At 64.4% G+C, this 24,639-nt stretch carries 22 protein-coding genes, 1 tRNA gene, 1 other RNA gene and 1 pseudogene; 16 read left to right on the top strand and 9 right to left on the bottom strand.

Annotation, left to right across the window (positions count from 1 at the left end; genetic code table 11):
- Nucleotides 1–39 precede the first annotated feature (39 nt).
- A complete protein-coding gene (locus tag ACFOKF_RS10785) occupies nucleotides 40–696 on the bottom strand; it encodes an alpha/beta hydrolase (protein ID WP_179042312.1) in 657 nt (218 codons plus the stop codon).
- A 153-nt stretch (nucleotides 697–849) separates the two neighbouring features.
- Between ACFOKF_RS10785 and ACFOKF_RS10780 the strand changes: the two genes are divergently transcribed.
- The 8 genes from ACFOKF_RS10780 to ACFOKF_RS10745 all read left to right on the top strand — a co-directional run bounded on the left by ACFOKF_RS10780 (nucleotide 850) and on the right by ACFOKF_RS10745 (nucleotide 7,046).
- Nucleotides 850–1,896, top strand: coding sequence for a cysteine desulfurase family protein (locus ACFOKF_RS10780; protein ID WP_380795575.1), 1,047 nt, complete (start codon nucleotides 850–852; stop codon nucleotides 1,894–1,896).
- The gene (locus ACFOKF_RS10775; RefSeq protein WP_380795574.1) at nucleotides 1,893–2,981 is read left to right on the top strand and encodes a cysteine desulfurase family protein; all 1,089 of its coding nucleotides are present in this window, start codon (nucleotides 1,893–1,895) and stop codon (nucleotides 2,979–2,981) included. The genes ACFOKF_RS10780 and ACFOKF_RS10775 overlap by 4 nt, the downstream gene beginning before the upstream one ends.
- 19 nt (nucleotides 2,982–3,000) lie before the next feature.
- Nucleotides 3,001–3,336: a 2Fe-2S iron-sulfur cluster-binding protein gene (locus ACFOKF_RS10770; RefSeq protein WP_380795573.1), complete on the top strand. Its 336-nt coding sequence runs from the start codon at nucleotides 3,001–3,003 to the stop codon at nucleotides 3,334–3,336.
- A 13-nt stretch (nucleotides 3,337–3,349) separates the two neighbouring features.
- Complete coding sequence (gene blaSGM / locus ACFOKF_RS10765) at nucleotides 3,350–4,324, top strand: SGM family class A beta-lactamase (RefSeq protein ID WP_380797746.1); 975 nt, start codon at nucleotides 3,350–3,352, stop codon at nucleotides 4,322–4,324.
- Nucleotides 4,325–4,379: 55 nt separating this feature from the next.
- Nucleotides 4,380–4,799, top strand: a complete 420-nt coding sequence (locus ACFOKF_RS10760; protein ID WP_380795572.1) for a hypothetical protein — start codon at nucleotides 4,380–4,382, stop codon at nucleotides 4,797–4,799.
- Nucleotides 4,800–4,937: 138 nt separating this feature from the next.
- An RNA gene (gene ffs / locus ACFOKF_RS10755) (signal recognition particle sRNA small type) lies at nucleotides 4,938–5,033 on the top strand.
- A 67-nt stretch (nucleotides 5,034–5,100) separates the two neighbouring features.
- Nucleotides 5,101–6,726: a DNA polymerase III subunit gamma/tau gene (locus ACFOKF_RS10750; RefSeq protein ID WP_380795571.1), complete on the top strand. Its 1,626-nt coding sequence runs from the start codon at nucleotides 5,101–5,103 to the stop codon at nucleotides 6,724–6,726.
- Nucleotides 6,723–7,046, top strand: a complete 324-nt coding sequence (locus ACFOKF_RS10745; RefSeq protein WP_380795570.1) for a YbaB/EbfC family nucleoid-associated protein — start codon at nucleotides 6,723–6,725, stop codon at nucleotides 7,044–7,046. Before ACFOKF_RS10750 ends, ACFOKF_RS10745 begins: the two co-directional genes overlap by 4 nt.
- Here ACFOKF_RS10745 and ACFOKF_RS10740 read toward each other — a convergent pair.
- Nucleotides 7,030–8,157 carry an acyltransferase family protein gene (locus ACFOKF_RS10740; protein WP_380795569.1) on the bottom strand — a complete coding sequence of 376 codons (1,128 nt, stop codon included), beginning with the start codon at nucleotides 8,155–8,157 and terminating at the stop codon, nucleotides 7,030–7,032. The genes ACFOKF_RS10745 and ACFOKF_RS10740 overlap by 17 nt on opposite strands.
- 359 nt (nucleotides 8,158–8,516) lie before the next feature.
- Between ACFOKF_RS10740 and lon the strand changes: the two genes are divergently transcribed.
- The 5 genes from lon to ACFOKF_RS10715 all read left to right on the top strand — a co-directional run bounded on the left by lon (nucleotide 8,517) and on the right by ACFOKF_RS10715 (nucleotide 12,905).
- A complete protein-coding gene (lon, locus tag ACFOKF_RS10735; RefSeq protein WP_380795568.1) occupies nucleotides 8,517–10,913 on the top strand; it encodes an endopeptidase La in 2,397 nt (798 codons plus the stop codon).
- A 179-nt stretch (nucleotides 10,914–11,092) separates the two neighbouring features.
- Nucleotides 11,093–11,365 (top strand): HU family DNA-binding protein, encoded by a 273-nt coding sequence (locus ACFOKF_RS10730; RefSeq protein ID WP_024019962.1) that lies wholly within the window; start codon nucleotides 11,093–11,095, stop codon nucleotides 11,363–11,365.
- Between the two features lie 219 nt (nucleotides 11,366–11,584).
- The gene (locus ACFOKF_RS10725; RefSeq protein WP_380795567.1) at nucleotides 11,585–12,148 is read left to right on the top strand and encodes a septal ring lytic transglycosylase RlpA family protein; all 564 of its coding nucleotides are present in this window, start codon (nucleotides 11,585–11,587) and stop codon (nucleotides 12,146–12,148) included.
- Nucleotides 12,145–12,735: a nucleotidyltransferase family protein gene (locus tag ACFOKF_RS10720; RefSeq protein WP_380795565.1), complete on the top strand. Its 591-nt coding sequence runs from the start codon at nucleotides 12,145–12,147 to the stop codon at nucleotides 12,733–12,735. Before ACFOKF_RS10725 ends, ACFOKF_RS10720 begins: the two co-directional genes overlap by 4 nt.
- A gap of 93 nt (nucleotides 12,736–12,828) precedes the next feature.
- Nucleotides 12,829–12,905, top strand: a tRNA-His gene (locus ACFOKF_RS10715).
- Nucleotides 12,906–13,062: 157 nt separating this feature from the next.
- Here ACFOKF_RS10715 and ACFOKF_RS10710 read toward each other — a convergent pair.
- A pseudogene (locus tag ACFOKF_RS10710) lies at nucleotides 13,063–15,335 on the bottom strand (TonB-dependent receptor).
- 233 nt (nucleotides 15,336–15,568) lie between these two features.
- On the opposite strand from ACFOKF_RS10710, the gene hisI reads away from it, so the two are divergent.
- Both hisI and ACFOKF_RS10700 read left to right on the top strand, forming a co-directional pair.
- Complete coding sequence (gene hisI, locus ACFOKF_RS10705) at nucleotides 15,569–15,940, top strand: phosphoribosyl-AMP cyclohydrolase (protein ID WP_380797744.1); 372 nt, start codon at nucleotides 15,569–15,571, stop codon at nucleotides 15,938–15,940.
- Nucleotides 15,927–16,457, top strand: coding sequence for a hypothetical protein (locus ACFOKF_RS10700; protein WP_380795564.1), 531 nt, complete (start codon nucleotides 15,927–15,929; stop codon nucleotides 16,455–16,457). The genes hisI and ACFOKF_RS10700 overlap by 14 nt, the downstream gene beginning before the upstream one ends.
- Here ACFOKF_RS10700 and ACFOKF_RS10695 read toward each other — a convergent pair.
- From ACFOKF_RS10695 to ACFOKF_RS10685, 3 genes are all read right to left on the bottom strand, one after another.
- A complete protein-coding gene (locus ACFOKF_RS10695) occupies nucleotides 16,454–17,080 on the bottom strand; it encodes a YitT family protein (RefSeq protein ID WP_380795562.1) in 627 nt (208 codons plus the stop codon). The two genes, ACFOKF_RS10700 and ACFOKF_RS10695, sit on opposite strands and share 4 nt — an antisense overlap.
- A 121-nt stretch (nucleotides 17,081–17,201) precedes the next feature.
- Nucleotides 17,202–18,341 carry an aspartyl/asparaginyl beta-hydroxylase domain-containing protein gene (locus tag ACFOKF_RS10690; protein WP_380795561.1) on the bottom strand — a complete coding sequence of 380 codons (1,140 nt, stop codon included), beginning with the start codon at nucleotides 18,339–18,341 and terminating at the stop codon, nucleotides 17,202–17,204.
- A 41-nt stretch (nucleotides 18,342–18,382) separates the two neighbouring features.
- Nucleotides 18,383–19,576: an MFS transporter gene (locus ACFOKF_RS10685; protein ID WP_380795559.1), complete on the bottom strand. Its 1,194-nt coding sequence runs from the start codon at nucleotides 19,574–19,576 to the stop codon at nucleotides 18,383–18,385.
- Nucleotides 19,577–19,749: 173 nt separating this feature from the next.
- Here ACFOKF_RS10685 and ACFOKF_RS10680 point away from each other — a divergent pair, with 173 nt between their 5' ends.
- Nucleotides 19,750–20,637, top strand: coding sequence for an EamA family transporter (locus ACFOKF_RS10680; protein WP_380795557.1), 888 nt, complete (start codon nucleotides 19,750–19,752; stop codon nucleotides 20,635–20,637).
- Nucleotides 20,638–20,643: 6 nt separating this feature from the next.
- Here ACFOKF_RS10680 and ACFOKF_RS10675 read toward each other — a convergent pair whose 3' ends face one another.
- The 3 genes from ACFOKF_RS10675 to ACFOKF_RS10665 are packed head-to-tail and all read right to left on the bottom strand — an operon-like array spanning nucleotide 20,644 to nucleotide 24,619.
- Nucleotides 20,644–21,366: a L,D-transpeptidase family protein gene (locus ACFOKF_RS10675; RefSeq protein WP_380795556.1), complete on the bottom strand. Its 723-nt coding sequence runs from the start codon at nucleotides 21,364–21,366 to the stop codon at nucleotides 20,644–20,646.
- A 40-nt stretch (nucleotides 21,367–21,406) separates the two neighbouring features.
- The gene (locus ACFOKF_RS10670; RefSeq protein WP_380795554.1) at nucleotides 21,407–23,674 is read right to left on the bottom strand and encodes an NADP-dependent malic enzyme; all 2,268 of its coding nucleotides are present in this window, start codon (nucleotides 23,672–23,674) and stop codon (nucleotides 21,407–21,409) included.
- A gap of 27 nt (nucleotides 23,675–23,701) precedes the next feature.
- Nucleotides 23,702–24,619, bottom strand: a complete 918-nt coding sequence (locus ACFOKF_RS10665) for a LysR family transcriptional regulator (RefSeq protein WP_380795552.1) — start codon at nucleotides 24,617–24,619, stop codon at nucleotides 23,702–23,704.
- Nucleotides 24,620–24,639 lie beyond the last annotated feature (20 nt).

Below are 24,639 nucleotides of genomic sequence, written 5' to 3'. Positions count from 1 at the left end.
CGCCTTTCGGGCAGCCCTCCTTTCAATGTCAGCCAGCGATCAGCGGATCGGCGAGTCCGGCGACAGGCGCATGTCGAGATAATTGTCGACCGACTTCATCAGCTGATCCAGCTCATGCTCGAAAAAGTGGTTCGCGCCCTTGATCTCGTCATGATGGATGGTGATGCCCTTCTGCGTGCGCAGCTTGTCCACCAGCTTCTGCACGGCGCTGGCCGTCACCACTTCGTCCGACGTGCCCTGCACGATGATGCCCGAAGAGGGGCAGGGGGCCAGGAACGAGAAGTCATACATGTTGGCCGGCGGCGCGACCGAGATGAAGCCACGGATTTCCGGGCGGCGCATCAAGAGCTGCATGCCGATCCACGCGCCGAAGGAGAAGCCGGCAATCCAGGTGGTCTGCGCTTCGGGGTGGAAGCTCTGCACCCAGTCGAGCGCGGCTGCGGCGTCGCTGAGTTCGCCAATGCCATTGTCGAACGTGCCCTGGCTGCGGCCGACGCCCCGGAAGTTGAAGCGCAGCACGGCAAAGCCGCGCTTCACGAAGGTCTTGTAGAGCGCCTGGGTGATGCGGTCGTTCATCGTGCCGCCGCCCTGCGGATGCGGGTGCAGGATCATGGCGACCGGCGCGCGCGGGCGGGGCGGGGGGCTGAAGCGGCCTTCGAGGCGGCCTTCGGGTCCGGGGAAAATGACGTCGGGCATGGCACCTGTTATCGTTCTGGGCCGCGGGAATGCGGCGGGGATAGGATCGATGCGCGCGCCGGCGCTGGGCACAGGGGCTTCACGCTGGCGCTGCGCGGCAGACCGCCTATATAGAAGTCGCCGCCATTTCCGCAATCAATGAGTAACGCCCGCTTGGCCGCCGACCGTCTTTATCTGGATCATGCCGCAACCACCCCGATGTCACCTGCCGCGCAGGCGGCGATGGTGGGGGCAATGGCTGGCTGGGCCAACCCATCCAGCCCCCATGCCGATGGCCGCGCCGCCCGCGCCATGCTGGAGGATGCGCGCAGACGCATCGCTGCGGCTTTGGGCTGGGACGGGCATGTCATCTTCACCTCCGGCGCGAGCGAGGCGATCGCTATCGGCCTCCAGCGGGCGAAGGCGGGTCGGATCGTCACGTCTCCGGTGGAGCATGACGCGGTGCTGCGGGTGACGAAGGGCGCTGATCGGCTGGCGGTGGATGGGGACGGTATCGTTCAAGGCCCCCGAGATCCCAGCCAGCGCTGGGATGACGTCATTCTCGCCATCCAGCACGTCAATAACGAAACCGGGGTGATCCAGCCGCTTGATCGGATTGATCGCGAAGGCGCGATCCTGTTTGCCGATTGCGCCCAGAGCGCGGGCAAGCTGGCGCTGCCCGATGCCGACATGATCGCGATCAGCGCCCATAAATTCGGTGGGCCGCCCGGTATCGGCGCATTGCTGCTGCGCGATCTGGCGCTGGTCGAGCCGAGCGGCGGGCAGGAGCAGGGCTATCGCGCCGGCACCGAAAATCTGCCCGCCATCCTCTCCATGGCCGCTGCGCTGGAGGCGCGGGAGGACTGGCTGGGCCGGGCAGCGGGCATGCGCGCGCGTCTGGACGCCGGCATAGAGGCGGCGGGCGGGATCATCGTCGCGCGCGATGCGCCGCGCCTGCCCGTCATCGCCAGCTATCGCCTGCCCGGCCTGTCCGCCCGCGCGCAACTGATCCAGTTCGACCTTAAAGGCATATCGGTGTCTGCGGGCAGCGCCTGTTCGTCGGGATCGCTCAAGACCAGCCATGTGCTGGGCGCGATGGGGTGGGAGGATGATGCGGCGGGGCAGGTGGTGCGCGTCAGCTTTGGCCCGCAGACCTGCGACAGCGATATAGACAGGTTCCTGTCGGTGTGGACCGCCATGGCGGAAAAGGCGCAGCCATGATCTATCTGGATTATCAGGCGACGACGCCGCTGGCGCCCGAAGCCTTTGATGCGATGATCCCGCTGCTGCGCGACCAGTTCGCCAATCCGCACAGCGCCCATCGCCTGGGCCGGGCCGCCGCCGCGCAGGTGGAAGTGGCGCGGGACGAAGTGGGCAAGCTGTTGCCTTCGGGCGGGAAAACGCTGTTCACCTCCGGCGCGACCGAGGCGTTGAACATCGCCATTCAGGGCGCGCCGGCCGGCGGCATCGTCACCATCGCGACCGAACATGCGGCCGTGCTGGACACGGTGGAGGCGATGCGGCGGACCGGGCGGGCCGTGACTGTCCTGTCGGTCGGCGCGGATGGGCTGGTCGATCTGGACGCGGCGCGGCAGGCGATCGTTCCAGGCGTCTCCCTCGTTGTCGCGATGCTGGTGAATAATGAAATCGGGGTGATCCAGCCGGTCGAGGCGATGGCGATGATGGCCCATGATGCCGGCGCGCTGTTCCTGTGCGATGCGGTGCAGGGCTATGGCCGGGTGCCCATCCCGCAGCAATGCGACATGGTGGCGGTCAGCGCACACAAGATCCACGGTCCCAAGGGTATCGGCGCGCTATGGCTGCGCGACGGGGTGAAGCCCATGCCGCTGATCCATGGCGGCGGGCAGGAGGGCGGATTGCGGTCCGGTACGCTGTCGCCGGCTTTGTGCGCCGGGTTCGGCGTCGCCGCCCGGTTGATGCGCGAGCGGGCGGACAGCGATCGCGCGCATGTCGAAAGCCTTGCCGCGCTGGCCCGCGCCCTGTTTGCCGACTGGACGCTCAACGGCAGCGCCACCGCCCGTTATCCGGGCAATCTGAACCTGCGGCGCGACGGGATAGACGGCGCGCGGCTGTTGTCCCATTGCCGCACTGTTGCTTTTTCGTTGGGAAGTGCTTGCGCAAGCGGGTCCGGGCGGCCTAGCCATGTGCTGCGTGCGCTGGGTCTGACGGATGGGCAGGCGCGCGGATCGGTGCGGATCGGCTTTGGCCGATACACGGACCGGCAGGAACTGGAGAGGGCAGCCGAAGCATTGCAGGAAGCGGCAGCCGCACAAGCGGCGCCGTGACAAGGGAGCGCACGCAGTCATGACCAGAGTCACCTTCATCAGCGCTGATGGCGAACGGCGGCAGGAGGTCGACGCGCCGGCTGGATCGGTGTTGCTGGACGTCGCCCAGGGGGCCGGCCAGCCGCTGGAGGGGACATGCGAAGGGCAGATGGCCTGCTCCACCTGCCATGTCATCGTGGATGCGGGCGATTTTGGCCGCTTGCCGCGCGCCAGCGAGGATGAGGAAGATATGCTCGATCTCGCCGCCGCGGCCACCCGGACCAGCCGGCTCGCCTGCCAGATCATCCTCGACGGCAAGCTGGAGCAACTGACCGTCCGTATCCCGAGCGAAGCCTATAATATGCAGGGCATGTGATTTCCCGATGACGATGTTGACCGCAAAGACCCTGACGTCCCTCGCCGCGCTGGCGCTGCTGGCTGCGCCCTCTATCGCGGCGGAGAAGAAGAAGGCGCCGGCCAAGGAGCCGGTGCCGACCGGGCGGCTCGATTCGTTGATGCCGGCCGCGCCGCGCTATCTGGTGCCGCAATCGGTGCTGGAGCAGGTGCGCAATCCGGCCGAGATCGAAAAGGAAACGGGCGGGCGGCTGGGCGTCGCGCTGGTGGACAGCAAGGGTGCGTTGATCCTGGGGTTCAACCGGGACGAGCGCTTTGCGATGTGCTCCACCTTCAAGGCGCCGCTGGCCGCCGCCGTGCTGATCGGCGCGGAGGCGGGCAAGTTCGGGCTGGAGGGCGAAATTCCCTTCAGCGGCGACGACATCCTCGATTACGCCCCGGTGGTGAAGAAGAACAAGAGGCGCGGCCGGATGAGCATGGGCGAACTGGCGCGCGCGGCGGTGGAGGTGAGCGACAATAGCGCCGCCAACCTGCTGTTGCCGATGCTGGGCGGGCCGGAAGGGCTGACGTCCTTCATGCGCGCGCATGGCGACAGTGTGACCCGGCTGGACCGCAACGAACCCAAGCTCAACGAAAATGCGGAAGGGGACGAGCGCGACACCACCACGCCGGCCGCCATGGCCGGCCTGATGGGGCGGTTGTTCTTCCGCGACATGAAGGGGCAGAGCGCCGACACGCTGCGCGCCTGGTTCAACGCCAGCAGCACGGGCGATCATCGCATCAAGGCGGGCCTGCCCGAAGGCTGGACCTCTGGCAGCAAGACCGGCACCTGCGGCAACGCCTATAATGACGTGGCGCTGGTGAAATCGCCGGCGGGCGACGAATATATATTGGCCATCTATATCGACCGGCCGACCGTGGACGCGAAGAAGGCTGAAGCCGCGATTGCCGAAACCGCGCAGGCGGCGCTCGCCTTCGTCGCGAAGGCGCAGAAGAGCGGGCTGGAATAGGGCGGCTATTTATCGTGGACTGGGTTATGCTCCTACTGTCCACTTCGAGGTGAACATGGTCGATCTGCGTTGCTTTCTTCTGATCGCCACTCAGCATTTGAAGCGCCCGATAAAAACTACATCAGGAGAGTGCAGTGACGAAAGTGGCATTCCACAGCGTCGATCTTGGTGTTCATGGACTACCTATGGCAGACTCTCGCGAGATGCGGGGTATTGGACGGGTGAACTCCCGTTGGAAGCCGAGTTGGGCGATAATTCCGTCTCGGATGGCGGGACTTGGGTGCAGCCATTTTATTACAAGGATAATCTCGCCCATATCATTATCCCTCGGATTTTTACTGAAGAACATTATGGCATTGGTGTGTTCCGTCAATGGCAACATGAGCAAGACATCGACGGCCTATCGTTACTGCTGCACGCCGCTGGTATTGATCATTATCTGTCCCAATATGCGCTCGAAGTGAAACTGTTCTAAGTCAAACATAACTTAAATTTTCTTCTTGCAGGCAGTCTGCTCTTCACTCTCTTTTACCTGTATTCGGCCGAAGCCTTGATCGCGCCGACGAAATCCGAACCCCCTTGCCAACCCGGCATGACTTCGCCATATGCCGCGCCGGGAGTCGGGCGGACGTGATCGTCGCGAACCGGGTCAGGTCCTGACGGAAGCAGCCACAGTGATTTCGTCACGGGTCGTTCCGGCTCCTACTTTCCAGTCATCCTCCAGACCGGAACCTTCCGGCTTCGACAATGGCCGCATGAGCGGCTAGGACAGGGTCATGTCCGATTCACCCCAGCCTTACCGCGTTCTTGCGCGCAAATATCGACCGCGCAATTTTCGCGAGCTGATCGGTCAGGACGCCATGGTCCAGACGCTGGGCAATGCGATCCGGCGGGGGCGGCTGGCCCATGCCTTTTTGATGACCGGCGTGCGCGGGGTGGGGAAGACCTCCACCGCGCGGCTGATTGCCAAGGCGCTGAACTGCGTCGGCCCTGACGGGCAGGGCGGCCCGACGATTGATCCATGCGGTGTGTGCGAACCCTGTCTGGCCATTGCCGAGGGTCGCCATATCGACGTGGTGGAAATGGACGCCGCCAGTCATACCGGCGTGGACGATGTGCGTGAGATTATCGAGGCGGTGCGCTATGCCGCCGTGTCGGCGCGGTACAAGATCTACATCATCGACGAAGTCCATATGCTGTCCAAAAACGCCTTCAACGCGCTGTTGAAGACGTTGGAGGAGCCGCCGGCCCATGTGAAATTCCTGTTCGCCACGACCGAGGTGAACAAGGTGCCGGTCACGGTGCTGTCGCGTTGCCAGCGGTTTGATCTGCGCCGCATATCGGCCGAGCTGCTTGCGGCCCACTTCGCCCATGTGGTGGAGGCGGAGAGCGTGGCGGCCGAGCCTGACGCGCTGTCGCTGATCGCGCAGGCGGCCGAAGGGTCTGCGCGCGACGGCCTGTCCATCCTCGATCAGGCGATTGCCCATGCCGAAATGGGACCGGGCAGCGAAGAGGCTGCGCCGGTCGTCACGGCGGCGCAGGTGCGCGACATGCTGGGCCTGTCCGATCGCGGCTCCACGCGCCGCTTGCTCGGGCTGTTGCTGGAGGGCGACACGGGCGCGTTGCTGGGCGCGGTGCGCGACCAATATGCGCTGGGCGTCGAGCCGCTGTCGCTGATGCGCGGCCTGATGGAACTGACCCATGCGGTGACTTTGGTGAAGGCCGGGCGGGACATTGCCAGCCCCGGCCAGTCCGCCGAAGAACGCGAGGCGCTGGCCGACTGGGCGTCGCAGCTGGGCTTCGCGCCGCTGCATCGGCTCTGGCAGTTGCTGGTCAAGGGGCATGAGGAAGTGGCGAACGCCGTCCTGCCGATCGAAAGCTGCGAAATGGCGCTGCTGCGCGTCATGCACGCCGCGACCATGCCCGATCCGGGCGAACTGGCGCGGATGTTGCGCGAAGGCGGCGTGCCAATGGCGGCGCCCGTGGCCGGTAATGGCGCGCCAGCGGCGGCGTCTTCCGCGCCGGTCGCACGCCTGCCTGCGACCTATGCCGACCTGATCGAATCCTTCTGGCAGAAGGGCAAGGGGCAGCTGGCGCAGGAACTGCATGATTGCGTGGGCGTCGTGCGCTTTGCGCCGCCGCAGTTCGATTATCGGCCGACGCCGCAATTGCCGGCCGATTTCACGGCGCGGCTACTGCCGGCGCTGCGAGAGCTGACCGGGACGGTGTGGCAGGTGGCGCAGGCCGATGGCGGCGAGCCGACCCTGCTGGAGCAGGAACAGAACAAGGCGGCGGACGCCCGCGCGCAGATTTTGGAAACCCCGGTGGTCAAGGCGGCGATGGCCGCCTTCCCCGAAGCCGAGCTGGACGACCAGCTCGAACCATGGAGTGCAAAAGCATGAAAGATTTGAATGAAATCCTGGGCATGGCGAGCCGTGTTCAGGAAGAGTTGCAGCGGGCGCAGGACAATCTGGACAAGCTGGAGGTCGAAGGCGCGGCCGGTGGCGGACTGGTCAAGGTGAAGGCGTCGGCCAAGGGGCGCATTTTGGGCGTGTCGATCGACGACAGCCTGCTTGCCCCGTCGGAAAAGCAGATGCTGGAAGACCTGATCACCGCCGCTTTCAACGATGCGCGCAAGAAGGCCGACGAAGTCAGCAATGCCGAAATGGGCAAGATGACCGCCGGTCTGCCGCTGCCCCCGGGCTTCAAGCTGCCGTTCTGAGATCGGGCTCGGGCGACGGGATGGCTGGGGCCGGCCGTCGCCCTTTAAGGAAGCGATCCGTCAGTTTCCGGCGGAACGGCACGTCCCAGTGGAAATGCAGAAGCCATGCGAGCGCCATCGAAATCGGGATGGTGATCGCCCAGGTCGCGCCGGTGGGCACATAGGCGCTGGCGACGCCTCCCGTCATGAGGAAGCGCAGCCCTTCCACGATCATGATGATCGGCACATGCAGCACATAGACCGGATAGGATAATTCCCCGCTCAGGGCGCAGAGGCGCGCGGTCCGGCCGCTGGCGGTGGCGCACCCCCCCAGCCAGATGAGCAGCGGATTGACGACGAACAGCACCGCCGCGAAGTAGATGCGGTGCTTGGGCGGATCATACATGCAGATCGCCGCGACGATCGCCAGGATCAGCAGCGCGGGCACCCGGATGCGCGGCAACAGGCCATTGCTCCACAGCCGATAGATCAGCACGCCGGTAAAGAAGGAAAAGAAGCCGCGGGCGAAGGCGCCCCAGAGGCTGTACCATCCGGTCGGCCCGCCCTGATAGGCATAGACGCCATAGAGCAGCAGCGGCCCGGCCAGCGCGAGGATGAACAATGTGGGCTTCAGCCGGGTGGCGGTGAAGAGGAACACCGCATTGGCCAGCAATTCGAAGCAAAGCGACCAGCCCGGCGGGTTCAGCGGAATGGAGAAGCTGTCATAGGGCAGCAGGATGAAGAAGGGGGCGGTCACGATCGACAGCGCCAGAACCTCGAAATTCCAGAAGGACCAGTTGAACAGCGCCATGCCGATCGCCGGCGGGATCGCGATCAGGCAGCCCAGCAGATAGAGCGGCCACAACCGGATCAGCCGGGCGATGACGAAGCGCTTGCGTTGTTCGCCATTGTCGAGTCGCGCGCCATAGCCATGGGCCAGCACGAATCCGCTCAGCATGAAGAACAGGTCTACGGCCAGCGATGCGGAGGGAAAGATGAAGGCGCTATGCAAGATGAGGACCATGAGCGCCGCCATGCCGCGCACCCCGTCCAGCACAATGAAGCGCGCGGATGATCCGCCTGTTATCGGGGCGGCACCATGATCCACCCGGCTTATGCTATTCTCACCCATATTTGTCGCCCCCACGACGCCTGTTCGGCCCCGCCCGATTTTTATTGTAAGAATGTAAAGAAATAAATGGGCATGGCAGGCGGTAAGCCAGTGAAAATCGGTTCTAACGGCCTTTTATCCCGATTTGGAACAGGGCGGGGCATGGCAGCCTGCCGTACGATGTGGCGCGCGCGACATGTTCATCCTGCGCTCATGGCAATTATGGTCCTGTAGACGTTCGACAAGGGCTGTGGTCGTCGGCCTTCCGACCTGTCGCCGCCATATTTGGGATTTCCTCGACGATCGGTCATTGATAGTGGGGACGGCTACGCCATATTAGGGCGAATGGACCGCCCGGTGCGGCCGGTGGAGAATTTCTTTTGACCGAACGTTTCCCTTTGCTTCCCCTGCGCGACATCGTCGTCTTCCCGCAGATGATTGTTCCGCTGTTCGTTGGCCGTGACAAGAGCGTCGCTGCGCTGGAAGCGGCGATGGAAGGCAATAAGGAAATCTTCCTCGTGTCGCAGCTGGACCCGGCCGAGGATGATCCGGGCCGGGATTCGCTTTATGACACCGGCGTTGTCGCCGTTGTGCTTCAGTTGCTCAAGCTGCCCGACGGCACCGTGCGCGTGCTGGTGGAGGGTAAGCATCGCGCCCAGCTTGACAGCATGGAGGCCAATGACACGCATCTGATTGCGCATGTCGCGCCGGTCGCGGATATTCCCGCCGAAGGGCCGGAAGCCGCTGCGCTGATGCGGTCGGTTGCCGAGCAGTTTGAAAATTACGCCAAACTCAACAAGAAGCTGCCGGCCGAAACGCCGGTGCAGTTGCGCGAGATCGAGGACGCCGGGCGCCTGGCCGACGCCGTGTCGGCGAACATCAACGTCAAGGTGTCCGACAAGCAGTCGCTGCTGGTAGAGGCTGATCCGGTCAAGCGTCTGGAAATGGTGTTCGCCTTCATGGAAGGCGAACTGGGCGTGCTCCAGGTCGAAAAGAAGATCCGTGGCCGCGTGAAGCGCCAGATGGAAAAGACCCAACGCGAATATTATCTGAACGAGCAGTTGAAGGCGATCCAGCGCGAGCTGGGCAATGGCGAAGGTGAGGAAGGCGACGAACTCGCCGAACTGACTGAGAAGATCGCCAAGACCAAGCTGAGCAAGGAAGCGCGCGCCAAGGCGACGGCGGAGTTGAAGAAGCTCAAGGGCATGCAGCCCATGTCGGCCGAAGCGACGGTGGTGCGCAACTATCTGGACGTGCTGCTGGGCCTGCCCTGGGGCAAGAAGGGGAAGGTCAAGACCGACCTCAAGAAGGCGCAGGCGATCCTGGACGAGGATCATTTCGCGCTGGAGAAGGTCAAGGACCGGATCATCGAATATCTGGCGGTGCAGGCGCGCACCAACAAGCTGAAAGGCCCGATCCTGTGTCTCGTCGGCCCGCCGGGCGTCGGCAAGACTTCGCTGGGCCGCTCGATCGCCAAGGCGACGGGCCGCGAGTTCGTGCGCCAGTCGCTGGGCGGCGTGCGCGACGAGGCCGAAATCCGCGGTCATCGCCGCACCTATATCGGCTCGTTGCCGGGTAAGGTCGTGTCGAACCTGAAGAAGGCGGGGACGATGAACCCGCTCTTCCTGCTCGACGAGATCGACAAGCTGGGCCAGGATTTCCGGGGCGATCCGGCGTCGGCGCTGCTGGAAGTGCTGGACCCCGAACAGAACAGCAAGTTCCAGGATCATTATCTGGAGATTGACGTCGATCTTTCGGACATCATGTTCGTGACGACGGCCAACTCGCTGAATTTGCCGCAGCCTTTGCTGGACCGGATGGAGATCATCCGGCTGGAAGGCTATACCGAGGATGAGAAGGTCGAGATTGCCGAGCGACATCTGCTGCCCAAGCAGATCGACGCCCATGGCCTGAAGGACGGGGAGGTCGAAGTGACCGAACCGGCGATCCGCGACCTGATCCGTTATTATACCCGTGAAGCCGGCGTGCGTACGCTGGAGCGCGAGATGGCGCGTTTGGCCCGCAAGGCGCTGCGCAAGATCCTGGAAGGCGAATATGACAAGGTCGTCATTACGCCCGACAATCTGGCCGACTATGCCGGCGTGCGCAAATTCCGTCATGGCGTGGGCGAAGAAGAAAACCAGATCGGCGCGGTGACGGGCCTGGCCTGGACCGAGGTTGGCGGCGAGTTGCTGACGATTGAGGCTGTCACCGTGCCCGGCAAGGGCGCGATCAAAACGACCGGCAAGCTCGGCGAAGTGATGAATGAGTCGGTGCAGGCCGCCTTCTCCTATGTGAAGGCGCGGTCGCCCGGCTATGGCATCAAGCCGAGCCTGTTCAACCGCAAGGACATACATATCCACCTGCCCGAGGGCGCAGTGCCCAAGGATGGCCCGTCCGCAGGCATCGGCATGGTCACGACGATCGTGTCGACGCTGACCGGCATCCCCGTCCACAAGGATGTGGCGATGACCGGGGAAGTGACTTTGCGTGGTCGCGTGCTGCCGATCGGCGGCCTCAAGGAGAAGCTGCTGGCGGCTCTGCGCGGCGGCATCAAGACGGTGTTGATCCCGCAAGAAAATGAGAAAGACCTAGCGGAAATTCCTTCCAACATCCGTGAGGGGCTGGAGATCATTCCGGTGTCTCATGTGGATGAGGTGCTGGCCCGCGCGCTGGTGTCGAAGCCGGAAGCGATCGCCTGGACCGAGGAAGATGATCTGGCTGCGCAGCCGTCCGCCGGGGCGGGGCGCGACGGTGATCCTGCACTGCGTCACTAAACCGGAGCGGCAAAGCGAAAAGGCCCGGCTTTCAAGCGATTTGCGCCTGAGGATGCAAAATTGACTTGGGGCCGGGGTCTTCGTCGCTTTCTCTTTGACAGCCGTCGGAAACCGCGCCTTATTGCCGGCCCTACGCCGCGATTCCTAACGAACAAACAGCACAAGGGGGTTCCCAAGGCATGAATAAGCAGGATCTGATCAGCGCGGTCGCTGAAAGCAGCGGCCTTAGCAAGAATGACGCGACGAAGGCTGTCGAGGGCGTGTTTGACGCCATCACCGGCGCGCTGAAGAAGGGCGACGAAGTGCGCCTCGTCGGTTTTGGCACTTTCTCGGTTTCGCAGCGCAAGGCTTCGACCGGCCGCAACCCGCGCACGGGGGAAACCATGACCATCAAGGCTTCGGCGCAGCCGAAGTTCAAGGCCGGTAAGGGTCTGAAGGATTCGGTCAACTGACGGATCGAGCGCTCGCGATATGCGGGCGCTCGCCGTTTTTGACCTTCAGCCGGCGTCGCGGTCGGAAAGTTTTTCAGGAGAGTGGCGCGGATAGGGGAACAGACCCCACCTGCGCATGAATGCCAAAGGCGGAAAGGGACGGAGGCGCATCATGCCCTTCGTCCCTTTCTTTTTTCTGTCCGTTGGGGGCAGGACGGCAGCAGCGATTTGGGAAGCGGCATGCACAGCGCAAGACGGACCGGATGGACAATGGCGGGGTTGCTGGCCCTGACGGCCTGCGGCGGTGGGAATTACCGGCCGGTGAGCGACACGCCAGTCAAGCTAGGGCGTCCCTATGCGGTGCGCGGCATCACTTATGTGCCAGCGGCCGATCCCGGCTATGACATGCTGGGCTATGCCAGTTGGTATGGATCGGAATCGGGCAATCGCACCGCCAATGGCGAGCGGTTTCGCGCAAAGTGGGTGACGGCCGCCCATACCAGCCTGCCGCTGCCCAGCTATGTCGAGGTGACGGCGCTGGACAGCGGGCGAACGATCCTGGTTCGCATCAATGATCGTGGTCCTTTTTCCGGGCGTGGCCGGATCATCGATCTGTCGCGCGGGGCGGCTGAGGAACTGGGCGTGCGGGCGCAGGGGCATGTCGCGGTGCGCGTGCGCATCGTCGCCCCGCCGGAAAAGGACAGGGAACGGCTGCGCCATGGCAAGCCGGCGCGGGAGCGGCCGCGCGTGCCGGAGGGGACGTTGGTCAATCTGCGCGCGCAATTGCAGGCCGCCGGTCAATGAGCGGGGCGGCCGCGACGGAGCAGGCGGTGCGTCGTCTGGCCGCCGACCATCCCGTCACCGCCACGATCCTGTCTCGCTGGCATCATGTGGCGTTGCCCGATGCTTGGTTGTCCGGCAGTTTGCTAGCGCAAGCGCGCTGGAATGAGGCATTCGGCTTTCCGCCGCTTCACGGTATCGCTGACGCCGACATCATCTATTTCGGCTCCACTGATCTGTCCGAAGCGGCGGAGCAGGCCGTCGCGCAAAGGGTGCAGGCGCTCTATGCCGACCTGCCGGTGCGGCTGGACGTCAAGAATGAGGCGCGGGTCCATCTCTGGTATCCCGACCATTTCGGGAAGGCGATAGCGCCCTATCATTCGGCGGTTCAGGCGACCACGACTTTCCCGACCACCGCTTCGGCCGTCGCCATCACGCCCCATGCCTTGTCCGCGCCCTTTGGCCTCGATGATCTGATGCAGCCGGTGGTGCGGGCCAACGCGACGCAGATCGACCGAACCTATTATGAGGCGAAGGCCACACGCTGGGCGCTGCACTGGCCCGATCTGGTGATCCTGCCCTGGGATCAGGCGGGGCATTATCCTCTCTAAAATGGAGCCGCGTCATAAAGTCGCAATTGTTCGCTTGACGGGGGCGGATCGGCCGCATATGTGGCCCTTCTCGCAGGGCCAAGCGCCCTTGTGGCGATCGTAGCTCAGTTGGTTAGAGCGCTGGTTTGTGGTACCAGAGGTCGCGGGTTCGGATCCCGTCGATCGCCCCATTTTTCCGTGAAATCATAATATTAGCCGCCTTGCGGCGCCGCATGGCTTGCTTGCGGCTGCGCGCGCCCGGTCGCTGCGCCGCGCCTGCATGGGCCAAGAAAAAGGGCGCCCTTTGCCGGGGCGCCCTTTCCTGTTTCATGCTGGCTTCCGACGGGATCAGAAGCTGGCCTTGATCATGCCGCCGATGATGCGCGGCTCGTTGATCATGCCGGTCAGATTGTTGAAGTCGATCGCGCTGACGGCGCGGATCTGGTTGGTGATGTTGCGGGCGAAAGCCGCGATCTCATAGCCATGATCCGACTTGTAGCCGAGCTTCAGGCCTCCCTCCAGCGACGACCGGCCACGGAATTCGGCAGCCGAATAGAGGAAATAGTTGATGCTGCTGCGATAGGCCCAGTCGGTATAGGCGAACACTTCGCCCGATCCGACGGGAATGCCATAGCGCAGCGTCGCATTGCCGATGTAGCGCGGCGCCTGGGGCAGGTCGTTGCCGTCCAGATAGCTGTAGGTGGTGCCGCCATCGACGAAGGTGTTGCCGGTCGGCGTGCACATGCCCGAACCGCAGACTGCCACGAAGGCGTCCTTGTCGCGGATTTCGGTAAAGTTGTAGCTGCCGCCGACGGTCAGGGTCAGGTTGGGGATAGGCTGCGCTTCCAGATTGCCTTCCAGGCCATAGCCCACCGCCTTGTTGACGTTGATGAGACGCGCGGAGTTGCCCACGCCGCCCACGGCGGTCAGTTGCAGGTCGTCCGTGTTCCAATAATAGGCCGACAGGTCGAAACGGACCATGTTGGCGATCGCGCCCTTAATGCCGCCTTCATAGGAAATGGTCGTCTGCTTTTTGGCGACCGAAGGCGTGCTGAAGAAGGTGACGCGATCCTGGATGGCCGGACCCTGATAGCCGGTGGCGATGCGGCCATAGAGGTTGACGTCAGGGCTGAGCGCATAGGTGGCGCTGACGTCCCAGGACAGATTGTCGCCCTTGGCCGTGTTGCTGAGCGGCAGGTCGACTGCGATCAACTGCGAGGAAATGCTGCTCGCGGCCAGCGCCGGGTCCAGCGTGATCGTGTCGCGCTTGTTGTCATGCGAGTAGCGCAGGCCTGCGCGCAGCGTCAGGGCTGGCGTCACCTTGGCTTCGCCCGATGCGAACAGGCCGATATTCTCGTTGGTGTTGTCGTGCAGGATCGCGCTGACCGGTTGCCAGCGAGATCATAGGCATATTCGTTATAGTTCAGGCGCTGGTGGAAGAAATAGGTGCCGGCCTGAAGCCGGATGCCGTTCATGTCGTCGGTTGCGAAGCGGAATTCCTGGCTGAACTCTTCCGGCTTCGTCACGCCGCCCGTATTGGAATCGAAGCTGCCCACGCCCAGCGCGCCGGCGGTGCAGCCGGTATAGGGATAGCAGCCGCCGCCATCGATGTCGCCCGTGCTTTCGACGCTGGCCTTTTCATAGCCGGTGGTCGAGAAAAAGGTGCCCAGGCCGTCGAGATGCACCTGCATGCGCAGATTGCCGCCGCCCTGCTTCATCGACTGGCTGGTATAGCCGTCGAGGTTCACATGATCCTTGTCGAAGCCGTCGACGAAATGATTGCTGCCCTGCTTGAAGATATTGGCGCGGAACACGCGCGGGCTGCCATCCAGATCGCGGTAATGACCGCTCAGCACCGCCTTGAAATCCCCCGATTCATAGGCGATCTGGAGGCGGCCGGCGAGGTCGCGATACCCCTCCAGCTCGCTTGCGGCGTTGCCGCCCTGATTGTCGTTCTTCACCCAGTCGTCACGACGCTGGAGCATGCCCGACAGGCGGAAGCTGAGGCCATCGGCGATCGGGCCGCTGATCGCGGCTTCGGCATTCACGGTGTTATAGGTCGCCCAGGATGCGCTGGCATAGCCGGTATAGTGGTCGGTCGGCGCGGCGGAGGTCAGCTTGACCACGCCGGCGGGCGTGTTGCGGCCGAAAAGCGTACCCTGCGGCCCGCGCAGCACTTCGACGCTGGCAAGGTCGAACACCGGGAAGCTCTTGAGCATCGGATTTTCGAGCGCGACATCGTCCAGCACGACCGAAACCGGCTGGGCCGCGTTGGGATCGAAATCGGTGTTGCCAAGGCCGCGAATGTAGAAACGGGGGAAGGTGCGGCCGAAGGAGCTTTCGACCTGAAGGCTGGGGGTGCGCGCCGCGAGGAAGCGAATGTCGAGGCCGCTGCTGTTGAGCGCGTCCAGCTTTTCCCCGCCGATCGCGGTGACGGCCACGGGCACATCCTTCGCATTTTCGGCGCGGCGCGAGGCGGTGACGACGATTTCGCCCAGTCCTTCGCCGGCGGTTGCGGCCGGATCAGCCTGTGCATGGGCGGCGACGGGCGCCAGCGCGGCAGCGAGCGAGACGGCGAGGGCGCCGCGCGAAATCATCGTGAAAATCGGTAGTGAAGACATGATAAGACCCTTTATTCCCTGGCCCTGCATCCGCTCCCGGCGGCATTCCGCTTTTGATTGTCGGGCGGGACGCTATGCGCGCTTTTCATCAGGGGCAAGAAATGCCGACGCGAATTTGTCGCCATTTTGCAACGCTCTTGCCAAAAAGCGACAGGCGGTTCGTCGCGCCTTTGTTGCGCATGGCCGCTGGAAAAGGGCTTCGCAGCGGGCGTCCTCCCCTCTATATCGCGGCGATGGACGATGTGCGCGACAAGGGGCTGACCCTCAATCCGAAATTTGACCGGGACGGCCTGATCACGGCGGTCGTTACCGATGACGCCAGCGGCGACGTGTTGATGGTCGCGCATATGAATGCGCAGGCGCTGGACCTGACGATCGAAACCGGCCTTGCCCATTTCTGGTCGCGCAGCCGTCAGTCGCTCTGGAAGAAGGGCGAAACGTCCGGCCACATGTTGCAGGTGCGCGACCTGCGCATCGATTGCGATCAGGATGCGGTCTGGGTGAAGGCGGTGCCTGCCGGTCCAACCTGCCACACCGGCGCGCGCTCCTGCTTCTTCCGCCGGATCGGGTCGGAGGGTCTTAGCAGCGTCGATGCGGCGGACTAGCCTTGCGCTCCTGATCCTGCTCGCCGCCTGCCAGCGCACGCCGGCGGGAGATGCGGCTGCGCCTGACGGGCGCGATACATCGGCATCAGGATTGGAGCGCGCCGCAATCGCGAGCGGGGCGATCGCCGACGCCAGCAAAATATCCCCCGTCGGCCTGTATCAGCGCAGCCATGAAGCCGGGCGCGACGCGCTGTGCGTCATTCCGGGCAAGGACGGGCAATATCGCTTCGGGTTGGAGGCGGTGTTTGGCGAAGAGCCGAATTGCCGTGGCCATGGCGCGGCGCGGCGCGCGGGCGACAAGTTGATCCTCAGCTTCAAGGGCGGGGATCGCTGCATCATCGTCGCCCAATATGATGGCGACCAGATTGCCTTGCCCGGCGTGGTCGACATGGCCTGCGCCGACCTGTGCGAAGGGCGCGGATCGTTGGAAGGCGTAAGTTTCCCTCGCATCGCCAATGACGCGGCAGCGGCGCTGCGCGCGCGCGATCGCGGCAACGACCCGCTGTGTGATGCTTAATAGCCGATATAGCGCCCCGGCCGGTGGTTCACGACCAGCACGGCGTTCATCGCGGCGGCGGACAGGATCGACAGGCCGAAACGATCGAGGCTGAGCACTGGCAGCGACAGCGCCAGGATCATGATGTCGCAGATCATCTGCGTGCGTCCCGCATTCCAGCCGCGCGACTTTTGCAGGATCAGCGCCACCACGCCCACGCCGCCTACGCCCGCGCCATGGCGGGCGATGGCCAATATGCCGAAACCGATGATCGATCCGCCAAACAGCGCAGCGAACAGCGGGCTGATCTTTGCGATCTGCATCGCCCAGGGCATGGTCAGGCCCAGCGCCATGATTGCGACATTGGCGAACAAGGTCTTCAAGCCGAAGGCCGGTCCCATCGCCTTTCCGGCAAACAGGAAGAAGGGGATATTGATCAGGATGAACAGCGCGGCGGGCGACCAGGGGATGAAATAGGAGAGCAGCAGCGCGATGCCCGCCATGCCGCCCGTCACCAGACTGGCCTGCTTCAACAGCATGATGCCCATGGCGATGAAGGCGCAGCCGATCGCGATGGCATAGCCATCTTCGGCAAGGCTGTGGGGACGGGCAGAGGATGTCTGCGACGGGATGACAGGCGGCATGGGCGAAATCCGTAAAGCGGGAGCGCCCCGGTCATCCTCCTGTTATTTTATTGCGCTCCTCAATAACAAACTTGCGGCCCTCTGCAAAGTCCCCGGATGCGATCGAAGCTGTTGATCCGGTTTAGCCGCCCATGTCGATCTGGGCCGGACCAAAGGCGTCGATCGCTTCGAACAGGCGAGTCAGCGCCTCCCGTTCCTCCACGTTGATTTCCGGCCGCCATATCTCGAACAGCAGGACGACGCGGGTCTGCGCGCTGCGATTCCATGCCTCATGCTCGATACTGTCGTCGAAGATCAGAAGCTCGCCCTTGCGCCATTCCCGCGTTTCCGCGCCGACCCGCAAAGCGCAATCGCCCGGCGTCAGCAACGGCAAATGACAGATCAGCCGCGTGTTGAGCAGGCCATGATGCGGCTGGATATGGGTTCCGGGCTTCAGCAGCGACCAGAGCGCGGACGGGGAGCGGCGCTGGATCGCCGGCATGGGCGCATGGGCCAGCGCCGCCATCACAGCCGGGCAACGCCGCGCATTCTCTTCCACCGGAGCGCCATTCTGCCAGAAATAGAGCGCCCCCCAACTGTCGTCGTCGCGCAGCGGATTGTTGGGCGCGGGGCGATCGACCGACGTCTGGACATAAGGCGCGAAATCGCCTGCCTGTGCGCGAATGGCGGTCAGTTCATCGACGATGGCGTCGGTCATCGCCTCGACCGCCGCGACCCAGCCAAACTCCGACCGCTCGTAAAAGGCGCGCTGGGGCAGGCCGGGGAAGTAGAACATGCTGGGCTGTTGCAGGTAAAGCTCGCTCTTGCCCAGCAGCAGGTCGGTCGCCTGCGCGATGCGGGGCAGGGGCGGCAGGTCGCGGATCGCGGCGCTCAGATGATCCTCGAACTTCCGGCTCGATTGCGCGACGCTGGCTTGCGCCTGTTGCAGCAGGGGTTGCACCTGCGGCGGCGCGCCGGTCGCCGCCGCCTGCGCGAGGGCGGCGCGAAACCAGCTGATCGATCCGCGCTCGTCACCGCGACGCAGCGCATTCTGGCCCATGCCCAGCAGCGCAGGCAGGTTGCGCATGTCGCCGTCCAATATATGGCGCAGCGCTGCCGCCTCACCCTCCAGATCGCCGCAGCGGTGGCAGGCCTGCGCCAGAAGCATGGGCGGCGGCGCAGCCATTTCGCGCAGGGTGGTCAGCGCCGTCGGCCCATCGCCGCGCCGCAGGGCGGCGATGGCGGCCTCGGCCAGCGCCTTCTCTCTCGTCTGATCGATCATGCCTTCCGCCTTATCGGGCGAAGGGGCAGGGCGAAAGCCGCTTATTCGGCGGCGGCCGGAACCATGTCGGGACGACGATCCAGCGTGATGGCGATCAGGAAGATCACAAGGCCGCCCAGCGCCAGCGCGCAGCCGATCCAGCCGGTCGACACCAGGCCATAGCCGGCCGCGATCGACAGGCCGCCCAGCCAGGGGCCAAGCGCATTGGCGATGTTGAAGGCGCTATGGTGCAGGGCGGCGGCCAGCGTCTGCGCGTCGCCCGCAACGTCCATCAACCGCGCCTGCAATGGCGTGCCCATGCCGCCGCCAATGCCGATCAGGAAGACGATCAGGCTGAGGCTCCAGATATTGCCCGCCATGAACGGGAAGAGGGCAAGCGCCGCCGCGCTCCACAACAGCACGCCGATCACCGTCCGGTTGAGCGCGCGGTCGGCCAGCCAGGCGATGGCCAGATTGCCCAGCGTCATGCCGAGGCCAAAGACGATCAGGACCAGCGGAACATAAGTTTCGGCCACATGGGTCACTTCGATCATGGTCGATGCGACATAGGTATAGACCGCAAACAGGCCGCCAAAACCGATCGCGCCGGTCAGCAGCGTCAGCCACACCTGCGACTTGCCGAGCGCGCCCAGTTCGCGCATCGGGCTGGCCTTGGGATCGCCGGCGTCGCGCGGCGCATAGAGGGCGACGAGCGTCATGGTCAGTACCGCCAGCGCCGCAACCACGAAGAAGCCCGACCGCCAGCCGAGAATCTGGCCCATCCAGTTGGCGACGGGCACGCCCAGCACCGTCGCGATGGTCAGGCCCGACATCACCTTGGCGATGGCTAGGGTGCGCTTTTCGATCGGCACCAGGCTGGCGGCCACCAGCGCAGCGACGCCGAAATAGGCGCCATGGGGCACGCCCGACAGGAAACGGAACAGCAGCATCCAGTGATAGCTGGGCGACAGCGCCGACAGGGCGTTGCCGATCGCGAACATCGCCATCAGCCCAACCAGCAACGTGCGGCGGGGCAGGCGCGCGGCAAAGGCGGCGATCACCGGCGCGCCCGCCACCACGCCCAGCGCATAGGCGCTGATCGCATGGCCAGCGGTCGGCGCGTCGATATGCAGGTCGCGCGCGAAGAAGGGCAGCAGGCTCATCGACGCAAATTCGGTGGTGCCGATGGCAAATGCGCCGACCGAAAGCGCAAACAGGACGAGCGCGGGGTGCGCTTTATGAGGCTGGGCGCCCATGGCAAGCTCCATGCTGCAATGCAAAATATACGGAAGTCCCGCAAATGGCCCCGCTGACAGCGTTGGTCAACCCTGCATTCGTATGAGATTTTTGCAGTTGCAGGCGCAATTCTTGCAAACCTTATCTTGAACGAATGGGTCGCCTGCGCGGCGCAATCGGCTATAGCGCCGACATGAGCGGGAAAATCAGGCAGGATGGGCGTGCGACCATCATCGGGGCATGCGCGGTCCTGGCGTCGCTGACATCGGTGACGCTGGGCGCGGCAATTGCCAAGACCCTGTTTCCGGTGGTCGGCGCCTATGGCATCACCAGCCTGCGGGTCGGGCTGGGCGCGATCCTGCTGTTGCTGTTCCGTCGGCCCTGGCGGCGGCCAATTCCATCGCGATTGCGGTGGCCGCTGCTTGCCTATGGCGCGGTGCTGGGGTTGATGAACATCCTGATCTATCAGGCGTTCGCCCGCATTCCGATCGGCATTGCCATCGCAATCGAAGTGATCGGCCCGTTGGCGGTCGTGCTGTTCGGATCGCGCCGGCCGCGCGATTTTCTGTGGCTGGCGGCGGCAGTGGCGGGATTGCTGTTGCTATTGCCATTGCGCAGCGACGCGGCGCTCGATCCGGCGGGGGTCGGCTTTGCGCTGGCGGCGGCGGCGTGCTGGGCCACCTATATATTGACGGGCAAGCGGGTGTCGGGCGCACTGGGCGGCGATGCTGTCGCCTGGGGGATGCTGGTGGCGGCAATAGTGATCCTGCCCGTTGGCCTTGCCGAACAAAATGCCGCGCTGTTCAGCGCCCATGTGCTGTTGCTGGGCATCGCCATCGCCATCCTGTCCAGCGCCTTGCCCTATTCGCTGGATATGGAGGCGATGCGGCGATTGCCGGCGCCGGTGTTCGGCCTGATGGTCAGTTCCGCGCCGGCGGTAGGCGCGGTGATCGGCTTCCTGCTGCTGGGCGAACGTCTCAGCCCGCTTCAGTGGATCGCGATCCTGTGCATCATGGCGGCATCAGGCGGCAGCGCTTTGACCGCCGGGCGCAAGCCAGCGATCGAAGAAACGCCGCAATGATGCGCGTCAGCCGTTCACCTTGGCCTGGCTGACGTCCAGCATCTTGCCGTCGGTGATGACGACGAGGTCGCCGATCTTGGTGACGCCGAACAATTTCTGCGCGAAGGGCGTCGGCACGCCGATGCAGCCATGGGTGCCGCGGCCCCATTGCACGTCGCTGCCATGGATGAACACGCCATCGCTGGTCAGGCGCTGGGCATAGGGCATGGGCGCGTTGTTGTAGGTGCGCGAATAATAGTCCGCGACCTTCTGGGTGATGGGGAATGCGCCTTTCGGACTGGGCTTGTCGGTCGCGCCATAGAGGATCACGGCCGCGCCAATCTCATAACCGTCGCGAAAGACCGACAATGTCTGCGCGCGCAGGTCGACGGTGATGATGACGCGTCCGGCCTTGGGCGCGCCATTTTCGTCCCAAGCATAATCGCCATGGCGGAATGGCCCGTCGATTTTCAGCACGCGCTTGACGCGCAGGGCATTCGGATCGACGGCCATGCCCTGATCGCTGCGGAGTTCGGCGGGCTTTGCAGGGCTGTGTGGCGGCGCGGCGGCTGAGGCGGAAGGCGCAGCCGCCGCCGTTTCCGCCGCGGTGGCGGCTTCAGGCGCTGCCTTGCCGCCAAAGCCCTGCCGGCCGATCGACACGCCGACCACCAGAATCGTCACGGCCACTACGCCGCCGATCGCCGCTTTGGTTCCGACGCCTTTCGGAAAACCCGCCATCTTTGCCCTCATGCCTTCCTTTGCCGCGCAGCATAGGGCGGAAAGGTTAAGCTCAGCCTTCCCGCGCCACTTCCGCTGCCGCGATCGCCGTCAGGTTCAGGATGCCGCGCGATGTCACGCCCGGCGTCAGCACATGGATCGGCTTGGACAGGCCCATCAGCATCGGCCCGACCGTGGGCGAACTGGACGAGGCGGACAGGGCGGTCAGCGTGATGTTGGCCGCATCCAGATTGGGCATGACCAGCAGGTTGGCCGGCCCGTCGAACCGCGAATCCGGGATCAGCCGTTCGCGCAGCGACTGGCTGAGCGCGGCGTCGGCATGCATTTCGCCATCCACCGCCAGTTCCGGCGCTGCCGCGCGGACCAGTTTGAGAGCCCTGCGCATCTTGCGCGCGCTGTCGGTATGCGAAGCGCCGAAATTGGAGTGCGACAGCAGCGCCACGCGCGGGGCCAGGCCGAAATGCTGCAATTCGGCCGAAGCCGCCAGCGTCATTTCCGCAATTTGTTCGGGCGTGGGGTCGGGCACCATATGGGTGTCGGTGATGAACAGCGCGCCTGCATCCAGGATCAGGCCCGACAGCGCATAGACGCGGCTATGGTCGGCATCGCGATCGATGATGCGCAGCACATGTTCGACCTGCCCCCAATATTCGGAGCGGCCGCCGACCAGCGCAGCGTCGACCCGGCCGGTGTGCAGCAGCATGGCGGCGGTGACGGTGGGGCGGCGATAGACATGGCGCAGGATTTCGTCGGCCGGCACGCCCCGGCGCGATGCGACGGCGCGATAGGCCTCCACCAGTTCGCCCATGATCAGATGATCGGTTTCCGGGTCGACCACCACGACATCCTTGTCGAGGTTGAGGTTGAGGCCCAGTTCGGGCAGCTTCTGTTCTAGGATGCGGCGACGCGCGACGATGGTCGGCTGCACGATCCCTTCGTCCAGCGCATCGCGGATGGCGCGCAGCACGCGATCATCCTCACCCTCGCCATAGACGATGCGGCAGGCGCTGCCGCGCGCGGCTTCGAACACCGGCAGCATCAACTGGCCGGATCGTGTGTTCTGGCGGGTCAGGCTGCGCTTGTAATCGTCCAGATCCAGCGTTTTCCTGGCGACGCCGCTGTCCATCGCCGCCTTTGCGACGGCGACGGCGATTTCACCAATCAGGCGCGGGTCGAACGGGGTGGGGATGATATAGTCCGCGCCGAAGACCAGCTTTCGGCCGCCATAGGCCTGCGCCACGCTGTCATGCGCGGGCATGCGGGCCAGCGCGGCGATGGCGTCGGCTGCGGCAACCTTCATCGCCTCGTTGATCTGCGTCGCGCCGACATCCAGCGCACCGCGGAAGATATAGGGGAAGCAGAGGACGTTATTGACCTGATTGGGATAATCCGATCGGCCGGTGGCGATGATCGCATCCGGGCGCACTTCGCGGGCGGCCTCCGGGCGGATTTCCGGTTCCGGGTTGGCCAGCGCGAAGATCAGCGGATTGGGCGCCATCAGCGGCAGCCATTCCGGCTTCAGCACGCCCGGCGCGGACAGGCCCAGGAACAGGTTTGCGCCCGGCAGCACGTCGGGCAGGGTGCGCGCGTTGGTGTTGCGGGCATAGCGCGCCATGTTGGGCAACATGCCTTCGCGACCCGAATGGATGACGCCGTCCTTGTCGGTCATCGTCACATTTTCGATCGGCAGGCCCATCGACACCAGCAGGTCGACGCAGGCGAGCGCAGCGGCGCCCGCGCCCGACGTCACCAGCTTCGCATCGGCCAGCGTCTTGCCCTGCAACACCAGCGCATTGCGCACCGCCGCCGCGACGACGATGGCGGTGCCATGCTGATCGTCATGGAAGACCGGAATGTTCATCCGCTCTTTCAGGCGCGCTTCGATCTCAAAACATTCGGGCGCCTTGATGTCTTCCAGATTGATGCCGCCAAAGGTCGGCTCCAGCAGGGCGACGGCTTCGACGAACTTGTCCGGGTCGGTCGTGTCGACTTCGATGTCGAACACGTCGATGTCGGCGAATTTCTTGAATAGGACGGCCTTGCCTTCCATCACCGGCTTGGACGCCAGAGCGCCGATCGCGCCCAGGCCCAGAACGGCGGTGCCGTTGGAGATGACGGCGACCAGATTGCCGCGCGCGGTATAGTCCATCGCCTTGTCGGGATCGGCGGCGATCTCGACGCAGGGCGCGGCCACGCCCGGCGAATAGGCCAGGGCAAGGTCGCGCTGGTTCACCATGCGCTTGGTCGGCTCTATGCGGAGCTTACCGGGCTGGGGATAGCGGTGATAGTCTAGGGCGGCGCGGCGTGTGTTATCGTCCATGCGATGGGCCTTAGTGACTGCTTTCCGCTAGGGCAAGACGGTCCGTTCCCCCAATGCCTCCCAGGGCGGGCTTGGGACATAAAGTGTAACAAGAAAATCGACGAAAGCGCTGATCGCGCGCGGCGGATTGGCCTGCGGCAATTGTACGGCGAACAGCCCGACGTCGCTGGACCCTTCATAGGCGGGCAATATCTGCTGCACATCGCCGCGCAACAAAGCCGCGCTGATGTCCCACAATGACCGCAGCGCTATGCCGCCGCCCGCCAGCGTCAGTTCTCGCACCAGTTCGCTGCTGTTGGTGCGGACATGGCTATGCCCTTCCACCTTGGTCGGCCCGCTTGGTCCGATCAGCCGCCAGGGCATCTGGCCATCGGCGGCGAGCAGGCGATGGTTGCCAAGGTCCGCGATGGTACGGGGCGCGCCATGCTGCGCCAGATAGGCGGGCGACGCGCACAAGATGCGCCGATTGGTGGCCAGCCTTTGCGCGGTCAGCCCCGCGCCCGGATCTGCGGTGATGCGGATGGCCAGGTCCGCCCGGCTGTCGATCAGGTCGGCGAAATCGTCCGACAGGTCGATGCTCAGTTCCACCTTGGGGTGATCGTCCAGAAAGCGCTGGAGATAAGGCGCCAGATGCATGCGCCCGAAAGAGGTCGGCGCGGTGATGCGCAGCGGCCCGCTGGCCACGGCCGACGCGCCCGACACCCGCCGTTCCGCCTCGTCCAGCGCCGCCAATATGCCGCGCAGGTCCGCATGCAACTGTTCGCCAGCCGGGGTCAGCGCCAGCCGCCGCGTGGTGCGGTGAACCAGCTTCGCGCCCAGCCTCTCCTCCAGCCGGGCCAGCCGCTTGGACATCATGGCGGGGGAAATGTGCAGCCGCCGTCCGGCCGCCGCCAGTCCGCCCTCGTCCACGACGGTCACGAACAGTTCATGGTCGGGATCCATCATATTCGTTCACCAGAGGAATG

The organism is Sphingobium rhizovicinum (assembly GCF_042647625.1).
GTDB lineage: Bacteria > Pseudomonadota > Alphaproteobacteria > Sphingomonadales > Sphingomonadaceae > Sphingobium > Sphingobium rhizovicinum.
This window is presented reverse-complemented; position numbering and strand designations above follow the sequence as displayed.